General features: G+C 62.2%; 13 protein-coding genes. 9 read left to right on the top strand and 4 right to left on the bottom strand.

Annotated elements, in window-relative coordinates; genetic code table 11:
- Window positions 1–273: 273 nt before the first annotated feature.
- Entirely contained in the window at window positions 274–1,503 is a 1,230-nt protein-coding gene (gene serA, locus ACIPZH_RS19780) for a phosphoglycerate dehydrogenase (RefSeq protein ID WP_400637475.1), read from the bottom strand.
- A 171-nt stretch (window positions 1,504–1,674) separates the two neighbouring features.
- On the opposite strand from serA, the gene ACIPZH_RS19775 reads away from it, so the two are divergent.
- From ACIPZH_RS19775 to ACIPZH_RS19760, 4 genes are all read left to right on the top strand, one after another.
- Window positions 1,675–3,072, top strand: coding sequence for an FAD-binding oxidoreductase (locus tag ACIPZH_RS19775; protein ID WP_400637474.1), 1,398 nt, complete (start codon window positions 1,675–1,677; stop codon window positions 3,070–3,072).
- A gap of 24 nt (window positions 3,073–3,096) precedes the next feature.
- Entirely contained in the window at window positions 3,097–3,762 is a 666-nt protein-coding gene (locus ACIPZH_RS19770) for a fumarylacetoacetate hydrolase family protein (RefSeq protein WP_400637473.1), read from the top strand.
- 106 nt (window positions 3,763–3,868) lie between these two features.
- Complete coding sequence (locus ACIPZH_RS19765) at window positions 3,869–4,789, top strand: SdiA-regulated domain-containing protein (RefSeq protein ID WP_400637471.1); 921 nt, start codon at window positions 3,869–3,871, stop codon at window positions 4,787–4,789.
- Window positions 4,790–4,878: 89 nt separating this feature from the next.
- Entirely contained in the window at window positions 4,879–5,790 is a 912-nt protein-coding gene (locus tag ACIPZH_RS19760) for an SdiA-regulated domain-containing protein (protein WP_400637469.1), read from the top strand.
- A gap of 39 nt (window positions 5,791–5,829) precedes the next feature.
- Here the strand turns inward: ACIPZH_RS19760 and rpiA are convergent, their stop codons facing one another.
- Window positions 5,830–6,504, bottom strand: a complete 675-nt coding sequence (gene rpiA / locus ACIPZH_RS19755; protein ID WP_400637468.1) for a ribose-5-phosphate isomerase RpiA — start codon at window positions 6,502–6,504, stop codon at window positions 5,830–5,832.
- A 134-nt stretch (window positions 6,505–6,638) separates the two neighbouring features.
- Between rpiA and ilvA the strand changes: the two genes are divergently transcribed.
- Together ilvA and ACIPZH_RS19745 are read left to right on the top strand one after the other, a co-directional pair.
- Window positions 6,639–8,153, top strand: a complete 1,515-nt coding sequence (gene ilvA, locus ACIPZH_RS19750; RefSeq protein WP_241805046.1) for a threonine ammonia-lyase, biosynthetic — start codon at window positions 6,639–6,641, stop codon at window positions 8,151–8,153.
- 38 nt (window positions 8,154–8,191) lie between these two features.
- The gene (locus tag ACIPZH_RS19745; RefSeq protein WP_400637466.1) at window positions 8,192–8,617 is read left to right on the top strand and encodes a DUF2269 family protein; all 426 of its coding nucleotides are present in this window, start codon (window positions 8,192–8,194) and stop codon (window positions 8,615–8,617) included.
- Window positions 8,618–8,649: 32 nt separating this feature from the next.
- On the opposite strand, the gene ACIPZH_RS19740 is transcribed toward ACIPZH_RS19745, so the two are convergent.
- Window positions 8,650–9,306, bottom strand: coding sequence for an HAD family hydrolase (locus ACIPZH_RS19740; protein WP_400637465.1), 657 nt, complete (start codon window positions 9,304–9,306; stop codon window positions 8,650–8,652).
- Window positions 9,307–9,447: 141 nt separating this feature from the next.
- Between ACIPZH_RS19740 and ACIPZH_RS19735 the strand changes: the two genes are divergently transcribed.
- Both ACIPZH_RS19735 and ptsP read left to right on the top strand, forming a co-directional pair.
- A complete protein-coding gene (locus ACIPZH_RS19735; RefSeq protein WP_003249017.1) occupies window positions 9,448–9,927 on the top strand; it encodes an RNA pyrophosphohydrolase in 480 nt (159 codons plus the stop codon).
- A gap of 22 nt (window positions 9,928–9,949) precedes the next feature.
- A complete protein-coding gene (gene ptsP, locus ACIPZH_RS19730) occupies window positions 9,950–12,229 on the top strand; it encodes a phosphoenolpyruvate--protein phosphotransferase (protein ID WP_241805049.1) in 2,280 nt (759 codons plus the stop codon).
- Between the two features lie 30 nt (window positions 12,230–12,259).
- On the opposite strand, the gene ACIPZH_RS19725 is transcribed toward ptsP, so the two are convergent.
- On the bottom strand, window positions 12,260–13,006 hold the full coding sequence (locus ACIPZH_RS19725) for an NRDE family protein (protein ID WP_400637463.1): 747 nt from the start codon (window positions 13,004–13,006) through the stop codon (window positions 12,260–12,262).
- 129 nt (window positions 13,007–13,135) lie between these two features.
- Between ACIPZH_RS19725 and ACIPZH_RS19720 the strand changes: the two genes are divergently transcribed.
- Entirely contained in the window at window positions 13,136–13,918 is a 783-nt protein-coding gene (locus tag ACIPZH_RS19720) for a sulfite exporter TauE/SafE family protein (protein WP_349975919.1), read from the top strand.
- Window positions 13,919–13,925: the final 7 nt, after the last annotated feature.

Genomic DNA, 13,925 nt, shown 5'->3' with positions numbered 1-13,925 from the left:
TAGGCTGTAATCGCTGTGAGCTTGAATTGCTCGGTGTACTTACCCATAGATCCCCCAAGGGTTGGATTGGTGTCCAACTTCTTGGGGGCAGTCCAGAATGGGCTACCCCAGGACTTTGGATGGGTGTCCAGCTTGCTTGGGGTAGTTCAGAGACCGCGCAGCGCTTGAGGCCTGCGCGCAGCCTGTGGGAGCCGGCTTGCCGGCGATGGGCTGCGTAGCAGCCCTGATAACGCTGTCTGACTGGCAGCCGCTACCAGGGCTTGGCAATCAAGCTCAGAACAGTACGCGCGAGCGGATGGTGCCCTTGACGTGCTGCAGCTTCTCTTGCGCCAGGTCGGAGTACTCGGCGTCAACGTCGATGACCACGTAACCCACTTTCTCGTTGGTCTGCAGGAACTGACCGGAGATGTTGATACCGTTCTCGGCGAAGACTTTGTTGATCTGGCTGAGCACGCCCGGGATGTTTTCGTGGATGTGCAGCAGGCGGTGCTTGCCCGGGTGCGCTGGCAGGGCGACTTCCGGGAAGTTGACCGACGATACAGAGGTACCGTTGTCGCTGTACTTGACCAGTTTCTCGGCCACTTCCAGGCCGATGTTGGCCTGGGCCTCGGCGGTGGAGCCACCGATGTGCGGGGTCAGGATCACGTTGTCCAGGCCGCGCAGCGGGCTTTCGAACTCTTCATCGTTGGAGCGCGGCTCGACCGGGAACACGTCGATGGCGGCACCGATCAGGTGCTTGTCTTTGATGGCCGCGGCCAGGTGGTCCAGTTCTACCACGGTGCCACGGGCGGCGTTGATCAGGATCGAGCCCTTCTTCATCGCGCGGATTTCTTTCTCACCGATCATCCACTGGGTGGATGGCAGCTCAGGCACATGCAGCGAGACGATGTCGGCCAGGCCCAGCAGTTCGTGCAGGCTGGTGACCTGCACGGCGTTGCCCAGCGGCAGCTTGGTCAGCGGGTCGTAGAAGTAGACCTGCATGCCCAGGCTCTCGGCCAGTACCGACAGTTGGGTACCGATCGAGCCGTAGCCGACGATGCCCAGCTTCTTGCCGCGGATCTCGAACGAGTTGGCAGCGCTCTTGATCCAGCCGCCACGGTGGCAGGAGGCGTTTTTCTCGGGGATGCCGCGCAGCAGCAGGATGGCTTCGGCCAGCACCAGCTCGGCCACCGAGCGGGTGTTGGAGTATGGCGCGTTGAACACGGCAATACCGCGCTCGCGGGCAGCGTCCAGATCGACCTGGTTGGTGCCGATGCAGAAGCAACCGACGGCGACCAGTTTCTTGGCGCAGTCGAAGATCTCTTCGGTCAGCTGGGTACGCGAACGGATGCCGATGAAGTGGGCATCGGCGATCTTTTCCTTGAGTTCCGCTTCCGGCAGCGAGCCAGTGAGGTACTCGATGTTGGTGTACCCGGCGGCCTTGAGGGTATCCACCGCGTTCTGGTGCACACCTTCAAGGAGAAGGAACCTGATCTTGCTCTTGTCGAGAGAAGTCTTGCTCATCTGCGTAAACCTGTATCCCGGAGAAAAAATGGCGAGAAGTGATGCTAGGCGCGGCGTCGGCCTTAGCATGAACAGCGGGAGCGCTATGCTAGCATACGCGACACAATCTGAGCTTATCCCGACAGGTGAAGAGTACTCAGGGTGACTATGAATAAGTCGAGAGTTCCGGCGATGACGCAGCCCGCGGTAATTGATGAACTGATGACCTTGGTAGACCCTGGCAAGGTCCTGACCGATGCCGTTTCCCTGGAAACGTACGGCAAGGACTGGACCAAGCATTTCCCGCCCGCGCCGACTGCCATCGTGTTCCCCAAAAGCGTGGAACAGGTTCAGGCCATCGTTGGCTGGGCCAATCGCCATCAGGTTGCCCTGGTGCCTTCCGGCGGTCGGACCGGGCTCTCCGCCGGTGCCGTGGCAGCCAATGGTGAAGTGGTGGTCGCCTTCGACTACATGAACCAGATTCTCGATTTCAATGCCTTCGATCGCACGGTGGTCTGCCAGCCTGGGGTCATCACCCGCCAGCTGCAGGCATTCGCCGAAGAACAGGGGCTTTATTACCCGGTGGATTTCGCCTCGAGCGGCTCCAGCCAGATTGGCGGTAACATCGGCACAAACGCGGGTGGCATCAAGGTCATTCGCTATGGCATGACCCGTAACTGGGTCGCTGGCCTCAAAGTTGTCACGGGCAAGGGCGAACTGCTCGAGCTGAACAAGGACCTCATCAAGAACGCCACGGGCTATGACCTGCGCCAGTTGTTCATCGGCGCCGAAGGCACCCTGGGGTTCGTGGTCGAGGCGACCATGCGCCTGGACCGCGCCCCACGCAACCTCACCGCGATGGTGCTGGGCACGCCGGACTTCGATTCGATCATGCCGGTGTTGCATGCCTTCCAGGGCAAGCTTGACCTCACGGCATTCGAGTTCTTTTCCGACAAGGGCCTGGCCAAGATCATGGCCCGTGGCGACGTTCCTGCGCCGTTCGCCACCGACTGCCCGTTCTATGCCTTGCTGGAGTTCGAGGCCAGTACCGAGGAGGTGGCCAACGAAGCGCTGGCCACTTTCGAGCACTGCGTCGAGCAAGGCTGGGTGCTGGACGGGGTGATGAGCCAGAGCGAAGCCCAGTTGCGAAACCTCTGGAAGCTGCGCGAGTACCTGTCCGAAACCATCTCCCACTGGACGCCGTACAAGAACGACATTTCGGTCACGGTTTCCAAGGTGCCGGCCTTCCTGCGCGACATCGATGCCATCGTCAGCGAGCACTATCCCGACTATGAGGTGGTCTGGTACGGGCACATCGGTGACGGCAACCTGCACCTGAACATCCTCAAGCCCGAGACCATGAGCAAAGACGATTTCTTCGCTTCATGCGCCAAGGTCAACAAGTGGGTGTTCGACATCGTCCAGCGCTATAACGGCTCGATCTCCGCCGAGCACGGTGTGGGCATGACAAAGCGCGATTACCTTGGCTACAGCCGCTCACCGCAGGAAATCGCCTGCATGAAGGCGATAAAGGCCGTCTTCGACCCTAACGGCATCATGAATCCGGGTAAGATCTTCGCTCCTGAATAAAAGCAGTAATCAAAGGAGTCGGCCATGAGTTACCAGCACCAGTACGTAGACGGCACCCGTATCCACTTCCCGTTGGGCAAGGTTGTTTGCGTTGGCCGCAACTATGCCGAGCACGCCAAGGAATTGGGCAACCCCATTCCGAGCGAGCCGTTGCTGTTCATCAAGCCGGGCAGTTGCGTGGTGCCGCTGGAGGGTGGCTTCAAGATTCCTAGCGACCGTGGGTCGGTGCATTACGAAGCCGAAATCGCAGTGTTGCTGGGCAAGCCGCTGTCGGCGCACCCGTCCGAAGAAGAAGTGCTGGATGCCATCTCAGGCTTCGCCCCAGCGCTGGACCTGACCCTGCGCGACGTGCAAGCCAAGCTTAAAGAGAAGGGCATGCCGTGGGAGACCGCCAAGAGTTTCGACGGTGCCTGTGTTCTGCCGCCTTTCGTTGCTGCCGGTACGTTCGAAGACCTGGCCGACATTCCCGTGCGCCTGACCATCAATGGTGAGGTTCGCCAGGACGGCAACAGCGCGATGATGCTCAACCCGATCGTGCCGATCATCCAGCACATGGCCTCGCACTTTTCGCTGTTGCCGGGGGATGTGGTCCTGACCGGGACCCCGGCAGGCGTCGGGCCCTTCGAGGTGGGTGATGAACTGGTGCTGGAGTTGCCGGGCGTGAGCCGCTTCGAAAGCCGGGTGCTCTGAGCCGAGACTGCGCCGCCCGCGAAGCGGGCGACGCGATTTACCGTTTTTTTCACAACCCATCTGGATAATGCGCGAATCTTCGCCTATTTACCCAGGAACACTCTGTATGGCCCCGTCTTCCAGCGCTTCCGTATCCCCCAAGCGTCGCTTCTACCTGCGCTGGCCATTCGGCCTGGCCGTGGCTGCGGTGATTGGCTATGGCGTGGCCGTGGCAATGCACTGGGATGACCGTGGCCGGCTGTGGTTGCAGGAAGGCTTCGAGAGCAGCGCAGAGCGCGGCGAAAGCGTCTGGTTGCCGGACTACCAGGTCGATATCGATGCCAAGCCCCTGCCGGGCATGGACGACGATGAAGCGTCGGACGTGGCGTTCAATGCGCATACGCGTACGTTATTTGTGGTCATGGGCAAGAACCCGTTCCTGGTCGAGTTGAGCCTCGAGGGTGATGTGCTGAGGCAGATCCCATTGCAGGGGTGGAACAACCCTGAAGGGGTTGCCGTGCTGGAGGATGGCCGCTTGGCCATTACCGATGAGCGTCTGCACGACCTGACCGTGGTCAAGGTGGATGCGCAAACCAAGTCGCTGAACCATGCAGATTTTCAGAGCCACGACTTGGGCGAGTCGGTGCAAAGCAACAAGGGCTTCGAAGCCGTGGCATGGGACCCGATGCGCCAGCGCCTGGTGATCGGCGAGGAGCGGCCGCCAAAGCTGTATACCTGGAGCACCGATGGGCGTAGCCCGCTGCAGGGTGACAAGCAGCCGCTGCCCAGCGACGAACTCGACCTGCGCAACCTCTCCGCCCTGGGCGTCGACCCGCGTACGGGCCACCTTCTGGTGCTGTCGTCGGACTCCAACATGCTGCTGGAGCTCGACGAGCAAGGTCAGCAGGTCAGCTTCATGACCTTGCTGGGCGGGTTCAACGGCCTCAAGGACACCATTCCGCGTGCTGAAGGGGTGGCAATGGATGACCAAGGCAACCTGTACATGGTCAGTGAGCCGGCCCTGTTCTATCGATTCAAGAAAAACTGACTGAAAAATCAGATATTTCGGATGCTGGCATTAAGCTTTACTTCAGTTGTTCGTGGTTAGATTCGTCGTCCTCAAACCGAGTCTGCCCTATGCGTCGTTATGTTCGTCTGCCCCTGATCCTGGCCGTCACTGGTCTGCTCGCCTTGCTCTTGCTGGGCGTGGCGCAGCAGCAGTTCCGTTTGCTCGAGCGTGGCTGGTTCAACGTCAAGTCCTGGTGGCAGCCCGCTGAACAAAGCATGGGCCTGGATCGCTATCAGGTGGTGATCCAGGCGCAGTCCATCGACGGGCTGGACGATGATGTTTCGGCGCTGACGTACGACCCCGACCGCAAGACGCTGTTCACCGTGACCAACAAGCGGTCCGAACTGATCGAATTGTCCCTCGACGGCCGTATCCTGCGGCGGGTGCCATTGACCGGTTTCGGCGACCCTGAGGCGGTGGAATACGTTGGGCCCAACAGTTACGTGATCACCGATGAGCGCCAGCAACGGCTGATTCGCGTGCGCCTGGAGGATGACACGCTGTTCCTGGATGCCAACGATGCCGAGCAATTGAGCCTGGGTATCGGCCTGAACGGTAACAAGGGCTTCGAGGGCCTGGCCTACGACTCGGCGGGCAAACGCCTGTTCGTGGCCAAGGAGCGGGACCCGATGGTGATCTATGAAATTCACGGGTTCCCCCATGAAAATCCGGAGCAGCCCTATGCAGTGCATGTGGCGCAGGACCGCAAGCGCGATGAGGGGTTGTTCGTGAGGGATCTGTCGAGCCTGCAATTCGACGAGCGCAGCGGGCATCTGCTGGCGTTGTCGGATGAATCACGGCTGGTGCTGGAGCTGGACGTGAAGGGCAAACCGTTGAGCACACTGTCGCTGCGCAAGGGTTACCAGGGGCTGAAGCAGACGGTGCCGCAGGCGGAAGGGATTGCCATGGATGAGGCGGGGACCATTTATCTGGTCAGTGAGCCGAACCTGTTCTACGTGTTCAAGCAGCCGGTCGATTGAGTGTGTTTTTGCCCCAATCGCCGGCTTGCCGCCGAGGCGTTACTCGGCAGTGAGGCGCTTGACGCCTTCAGCGGTGCCCAGCAGCAGCAGGTCGGCCGGGCGCGCGGCGAACAGGCCGTTGGTGATCACGCCGACGATCGCATTGATCTGCGCTTCCAGCTCCACCGGGTTGGTGATCTGCAGGTTGTGAACGTCCAGGATGACGTTGCCGTTGTCGGTGACCACCCCCTCACGGTACACCGGATCGCCCCCCAGCTTGACCAGTTGACGCGCCACGTGGCTGCGGGCCATCGGGATGACCTCGACCGGCAGCGGGAAGGCGCCCAGCACCGGCACCAGCTTGCTGCCATCGGCGATGCAAATGAAGGTCTTGGCCACGGCCGCGACGATTTTTTCGCGCGTCAGTGCCGCGCCACCCCCTTTGATCAGGTTCAGGTGTGCGTCGCTTTCGTCGGCGCCGTCGACGTAGAACTCCAGGTCGCTGACGCTGTTGAGCTCATACACCGGGATGCCGTGGCCCTTCAGGCGCTGTGCCGTGGCTTCGGAGCTGGCGACCGCGCCGTCGAACGCGGTCTTGTGCTGGGCCAGGGCGTCAATGAAGAAATTGGCAGTCGAACCGGTGCCGACGCCGATGACGCTCTTTTCATCCAGCTTGGGCAGAATGAAGTCGACAGCGGCCTGGGCGACGGCCTGTTTGAGTTGGTCCTGGGTCATGCGGGCTCCGGAAAGGGGCAGGGCGGTAATGAAAGGAGGCTAGTATAACGGCTCGGACGGCTTTGCTGTGGTCGCCCGACGTGGCGCTGGGGTAGACTCGCAGCCCTTGTCCCGCGGCCAGTGATGCTTTCCCGATGCTTGAACAGTACGTCAAGAAGATCCTCACCTCGCGCGTCTACGACGTCGCTGTCGAAACCCCGCTGCACAGCGCCGGGCAACTGAGCAAGCGCCTGGGCAACCATATCTGGCTCAAGCGTGAAGACCTGCAGCCGGTGTTCTCCTTCAAGATCCGTGGGGCGTACAACAAGCTGGCGCAACTGAGCCCGGAAGAACTGGCACGCGGCGTGGTTACCGCGTCGGCCGGCAACCATGCTCAGGGCCTGGCGTTGGCCGCGCGTGAGATGGGCATCAAGGCCACCATCGTGATGCCCAAGACCACGCCGGAGATCAAGGTCGAAGGCGTGCGTTCGCGGGGCGGCAAGGTTGTCTTGCATGGCGACTCGTTCCCAGAGGCGCTGGCCTACTCGCTGAAGCTGGTCGATGAGAAGGGCTTGGTCTATGTCCACCCTTACGACGACCCGCACACCATCGCCGGCCAAGGCACCGTGGCCATGGAGATCCTGCGCCAGCACCCGGGGCAGTTGGACGCGATCTTCGTGCCGGTGGGTGGTGGCGGCCTGATCGCCGGTATCGCGGCCTACGTGAAATACCTGCGCCCGGAAATCAAGGTCATCGGCGTCGAACCTGACGACTCCAACTGCCTGCAGGCCGCCATGGCCGCTGGCGAGCGCGTGGTCCTGCCGCAGGTCGGGCTGTTTGCCGATGGTGTGGCGGTGGCGCAGATTGGCCAGCATACCTTCGATATCTGCCGGCTGTACGTGGATGACGTGATTACCGTCAGCACTGACGAGATATGTGCGGCGATCAAGGATATCTACGACGATACCCGCTCGATCACCGAACCTGCTGGCGCGTTGGGCGTTGCCGGTATCAAGAAGTACGTGGAGCTCACCGGTGTGAGCGGCCAGACCCTGGTCGCTATCGATTCCGGCGCCAACGTCAATTTCGACCGCCTGCGCCATGTCGCCGAGCGCGCCGAGCTGGGCGAGAAGCGCGAAGCGATCATCGCGGTGACCATCCCCGAGCGCCCCGGTAGCTTCAAGGCCTTCTGCGAGGCCATCGGCAAGCGCCAGATCACCGAATTCAACTACCGCAAGCATACCTCCGACGAGGCCCACATCTTCGTTGGTGTGCAGACCCACCCAGAGAACGACCCGCGCGCTGCGCTGGTGCAACAGCTGACCGACCAGGGTTTCCCGGTCACCGACCTGACCGACAACGAACTCGCCAAGCTGCACATCCGCCATATGGTCGGCGGCCATTCGGCCGGTGCCAGTGACGAGATCGTGCTGCGCTTCGAATTCCCGGAGCGGCCGGGGGCGTTGTTCAACTTCCTCAACAAGCTGGGCGGGCGCTGGAACATCTCGATGTTCCACTACCGCAACCATGGCGCGGCTGACGGCCGTGTCGTCGCTGGGCTACAGGTGCCGGAAGACGAGCGCCACCTGGTGCCGGCAGCGCTGGCCAAGATCGGTTACCCGTACTGGGATGAAACCGAAAACCCGGCCTACCGGCTATTCCTGGGTTGAGCGGCTAAGCTTGGCTAACCACCCAAGGACGTGACGACATGGAACACCTGACCACCCTCAAGACCCTGCACATCCTCGCCACCGCGTTGCTGCTTCTGGGGGCGCTGGGCCTGGCGATCTGGACTGTACGCGCCAGGCGCCAGGGCGATGCCGATGCCTACGGCAAGCTGCTGCGACGGCCGCTGGTGTTCGTCTGGGTGTTGATGGGCGTGTGCCTGTTGAGCATGCCATTCACCGGCTGGTGGCTGGTGCACCTGGTGGGCTGGCCGTTGGGGCAGACCTGGGTGCTGGCTTCCAGCGTCCTCTATACGGTAGGTGCGTTTTCCGCATGGTGGCTGCTGGTGCGCCTGAATCGGCTGCGCAAGGCTGAGGTGGTGGGGTTGCGGTTTACCCTGGCCCTGGCGGTGTTCAGCGGGGTCTGCTTATTGTCCATTGCCGGCCTGATGGGCGCCAAACCGGTCTGAGCCGATGGGGCTGCTCGGCAGCCCCAACCCTTTCAATCCCGCAGGGATATCACCGGCCAGCCGCGTCGTTCTGCCTCGGCCTGCAGGTTAGGGTCCGGGTCCACCGCCACCGCGTGCGTTACCCGCTCCAGCAATGGCAGGTCATTCATCGAGTCGCTGTAGAAATAGCTGTCTTCCAGGTCGAAGCCGTTCTCCAGCATCCAGCGCTCCAGCCGCGTCACCTTGCCTTCACGGAAACACGGTATATCGGTACTGCGCCCTGTGTAGCGGCCATCCTGCATTTCACATTCGGTCGCCAGCAGCACCCGCACGCCCAGGCGGCGGGCAATCGGTGCGGTGACGAAGCGGTTGGTGGCCGTGATGATCACCAGCTGGTCGCCGGCATCGCGGTGCTGCTGCAGCAAGGCCAGTGCCTTGGGCAGGATGATCGGCTCGATGCAGTCGCGCATGAAGTCGCGGTGCCATTGGTCAAGCTGCGCCGGCTCGGTCGCCGCGAGGATTTCCATGGAGAAGGCCAGGTAGGCCTGCAGGTCCAGGATGCCGTTCAGGTAATCCTGGTAGAAGGCGTCGTTGCGGCGTTTATAGGCGATGGGGTCCAGAATGCCCCGTTCGCACAAATAATCACCCCAGGCGTGGTCACTGTCGCCACCAAGGAGGGTATTGTCCAGGTCGAATAAAGCCAGGCGCATTGCGGTTACTCGCGTCAGCCATAGGGAAGGCCCGCAGAATACGGAGTTTTCACCTCGCTGCACATAAGCGTGGCGGGCGCGTTGCTGCCCTCGCAAGCTTTGTGGAACAATGCGGTGACATGCGTTTGCGAGGTTGCTGCCGTGATCGACCCGGATGGTTTTCGCCCAAATGTCGGGATCATTCTCACGAATGATGCCGGGCAGGTGCTATGGGCTCGGCGGATCAACCAGGATGCCTGGCAATTCCCTCAGGGTGGTATCAACCCTGACGAGACGCCGGAAGATGCCCTGTACCGCGAGCTGAACGAAGAAGTTGGCCTTGAACGCGATGATGTGGAAATTCTTGCCTGCACCCGCGGCTGGTTGCGTTATCGTTTACCCCAGCGTCTGGTACGTACCCACAGCCAACCGCTGTGTATCGGCCAGAAGCAGAAATGGTTTTTACTGCGCCTGGTGAGCAATGAGCAACGGGTGCGGATGGACCTGACCGGCAAGCCCGAATTCGATGGCTGGCGCTGGGTCAGCTATTGGTACCCGCTGGGCCAGGTGGTGACCTTCAAGCGTGAAGTGTATCGCCGCGCCCTGAAAGAGCTAGCACCGCGTCTTTTGACGCGCGACTGACGACGGAGTTCGACCCCGAGCCATGCTCAATACGCTGCGCAAGATCGTCCAGGAAGTGAACTCCGCCAAAGATCTCAAGACGGCGTTGGGTATCATTGTCTTGCGCGTCAAGGAGGCCATGGGCAGCCAGGTCTGCTCGGTCTACCTGCTCGACCCGGAAACCAACCGCTTCGTGCTGATGGCCAGCGAAGGCCTCAACAAGCGTTCCATCGGCAAGGTCAGCATGGCCCCCAACGAAGGCCTGGTTGGTCTGGTCGGTACCCGGGAAGAGCCGCTGAACCTGGAAAACGCTGCCGATCACCCGCGTTACCGCTACTTCGCTGAAACGGGCGAGGAGCGTTTCGCGTCCTTCCTCGGTGCACCGATCATCCACCACCGTCGTGTGGTCGGCGTACTGGTCATTCAGCAGAAAGAACGCCGCCAGTTCGATGAGGGTGAAGAAGCGTTCCTGGTCACCATGAGTGCCCAGCTCGCCGGGGTCATCGCCCACGCCGAGGCCACCGGCTCGATTCGCGGCTTGGGCCGCCAGGGCAAGGGCATCCAGGAAGCGCGCTTCGTCGGCGTGCCAGGCTCGCCGGGTGCTGCCGTCGGGCGTGCCGTGGTCATGTTGCCGCCGGCCGACCTTGAGGTGGTGCCAGACAAGACGGTCGAAGACATCGACGCTGAACTCAAGCTGTTCAACAACGCCCTCGAAGGCGTGCGTGCCGATATGCGCAAGCTGTCGGCGAAGCTGGCCACCCAGCTGCGCCCTGAAGAACGCGCGCTGTTCGACGTGTACCTGATGATGCTGGAGGATGCAGCCCTTGGCGGTGAGGTGACTGACGTCATCAAGACCGGCCAGTGGGCCCAGGGCGCCCTGCGCCAGGTGGTAGGCGAGCACGTCAACCGCTTCGAACTGATGGACGACGACTACCTGCGTGAGCGCGCCTCGGACGTCAAAGACCTCGGCCGCCGTCTGCTGGCCTACCTCCAGCAAGCCCGTTCGCAATCGCTGGTGTATGCCGACAACACCATTCTGGTCAGCGAGGAGCTGACCCCGGCGATGCTCGGTGAGGTGCCCGAAGGCAAGCTGGTGGGCCTGGTCTCGGTGCTGGGCTCGGGCAACTCCCACGTCGCCATCCTGGCCCGTGCCATGGGTATCCCGACGGTGATGGGCCTGGTCGACCTGCCGTATTCCAAGGTCGACGGTATCGAGCTGATCGTCGATGGCTATAAGGGCGAGGTGTTCACCAACCCCAGCGATGTGCTGCGCAAGCAATACAGCGAGGTGGTCGAAGAAGAGCGTCAGCTGGCCCAGGGCCTGGATGCGCTGCGCGAACTGCCTTGCGTCACCCCGGACGGTCATCGCATGCCGCTGTGGGTCAACACCGGCCTGCTTGCCGACGTGGCCCGTGCCCAGCAGCGGGGCGCCGAAGGGGTGGGGCTGTACCGCACAGAAGTGCCGTTCATGATCAACCAGCGCTTCCCCAGCGAAAAAGAGCAGCTGGCCATCTATCGCGAGCAGTTGGCGGCGTTTCACCCGCTGCCGGTGACCATGCGTACCCTCGACATCGGCGGGGACAAGGCGCTGTCGTACTTCCCGATCAAGGAAGAAAACCCGTTCCTGGGCTGGCGCGGCATACGCGTGACGCTCGACCACCCGGAAATCTTCCTGGTCCAGACCCGCGCCATGCTCAAGGCCAGCGAAGGCCTGAACAACCTGCGCATTCTGCTGCCGATGATTTCCGGCATTCACGAACTCGAAGAAGCGCTGCACTTGATTCACCGCGCCTGGGGCGAGGTACGTGACGAAGGCACGGACGTGCCCATGCCACCTGTTGGCGTGATGGTCGAGATCCCGGCTGCGGTTTACCAGACCAAGGAGCTGGCGCGTCAGGTGGATTTCCTTTCCGTAGGCTCCAACGACCTGACCCAGTACCTGCTGGCGGTGGACCGCAACAACCCGCGGGTTGCCGACCTGTACGACTACTTGCACCCGGCAGTGCTGCAAGCCTTGAACACCGTGGTGCGTGATGCTCACGGCGAGGGCAAGCCCGTCAGTATCTGCGGCGAGATGGCCGGTGATCCGGCAGCTGCGGTGCTGCTGATGGCCATGGGCTTCGACAGCTTGTCGATGAACGCTACCAACCTGCCCAAGGTCAAGTGGATGCTGCGTCAGATCAACATGAGCAAGGCCAAGGAGCTGCTGGCCGATGCCCTGAGCCATGACAACCCGCAGGTTATCCACAGCTCGTTGCAATTGGCCCTGAAAAACCTGGGGCTGGCGCGGATGATCGGGCCAGAGGCCAACAAGACCCTCTGAATTCCAGGGCCGCTGTGCGGCCCCAGGGTCTCAGACCGAGAGCTCAACCTCCCCCAGGTGCCCACCAAACGGGCCGAAGCTGCGTTCTATCAGCCGTCTATTACCCTGATCATCCACGATCAGCACCGTACTGGCGCGTGTCCCATAGTTTTGGCTGGCAATGAACACACTCGACAGCAGCTTCTCGGTCGCCACGCCCACGCCAGTTTCCGGCAGGTCTGCTTCAGGCGCCGTCTCACCATCGGCCAGCAACCCCATCAAACCCTGCGGGGCCGCTGAATCCAGTACCCGTGCCAGCCCCTGGCGCGCCTTGATCAGCTTCGGCCATGGCGTGTCCAGCCCGGCATTGGAAAGCCCATAGACCCCAGCCGCCAGCAAGCGCGGCGCCGCGTCTCGGGCGTGCAGAAACCCCAGGCGCGCCCCATCGCCTACCAGCAGGTTGAACCCCGAGTACTGTTGGCTGCGGCTGGCGACCTGGTCCAGGTATGCCTCGACCCCAAGTTCACCTTGCAGGTAGGCCGCCACCAGCTCGCCGCGCGAGCGGGGGCCCAATGGCTGCCCGGGGTCGCGAATATTGGTCAGCGCAGCGAACCGCCCCTGCGGCCCCACGCCCAGCCAGGTACCACCGGCCTCCAGGTCACGCCCGGCATATACGCCGGGCGCATCTTCCCAGGGTGCCAGCGCCTGAGTGGGGCGGGCATAGAACTCGTCGCGGTTGGCCGCCACGATCAGCGGCAAGGCATGCCCTGGCCGCCAGGCGAATACGATCAGGCACATAGGTTGGGCCTCTGCGTTTTTTGCCACTGTACCCACAGCGGCGGTGCCGATCCATCCTGTCACAGAGTTCACTAGAGCCCCGAGCCCGGCTTCCGTTACCATGCCGGATTGTTTTTTCGGGGACGACGAATGGAGTTCGCACTCTATCTGCTTCTGGGCGCCTGTGCCGGTGTGCTGGCCGGGCTGTTCGGCGTGGGCGGTGGCATCATCATCGTGCCGGTGCTCGTGTTCAGCTTCACCTTGCAGGGTTTCGACGCTTCGGTGCTCACTCACCTGGCAGTCGGTACCTCGCTGGCCACCATCGTCTTCACTTCGATCAACGCCGTGCTCGAGCACCATCGCCGGGGTGCGGTGCAGTGGCCGGTCTTCGCCTGGATGACCGTGGGTATCTTGCTGGGCGCCGGGGTGGGCGCCAAGACGGCTTCGCTTATCCAGGGCCCGCTGTTGCAGAAGATCATCGGCGTATTCGCCCTGATCATTGCCGCGCAGATGGCACTGGAGCTCAAGCCCAAGGCCAGCCGCGGCATTCCCGGCAAGCCCGCGCTCATCGGCGCCGGTGGCGTGATCGGTTGGGCCTCGGCAATCTTCGGGATCGGCGGTGGTTCGTTGACCGTGCCATTCCTGACCTGGCGCAGCCTGCCGATGCAGCAGGCGGTCGCCACGTCTTCGGCCTGCGGCCTGCCGATTGCCGTGGCCAGCGCCCTGAGTTTCATGTGGCTGGGTTGGCACGATGAGCATCTGCCCGCCCATAGCGTGGGCTTCGTGTACTTGCCAGCGCTGGTCGGCATTGCCGTGACCAGCATGTTTTTCGCCCGCTTCGGCGCGCGGCTGGCGCACAAGTTGTCGCCCCGTCTGCTCAAGCGTTTGTTCGCCGCGCTGCTGTTTTGCGTAGGTCTGAGCTTTTTGATTTGAAACCAGA

The organism is Pseudomonas sp. NPDC089758, from assembly GCF_044748705.1.
Lineage (GTDB): Bacteria > Pseudomonadota > Gammaproteobacteria > Pseudomonadales > Pseudomonadaceae > Aquipseudomonas > Aquipseudomonas putida_X.
Note: the sequence above shows the minus strand (reverse complement) of the source record. Positions and strands in the feature narration are given on the sequence as shown.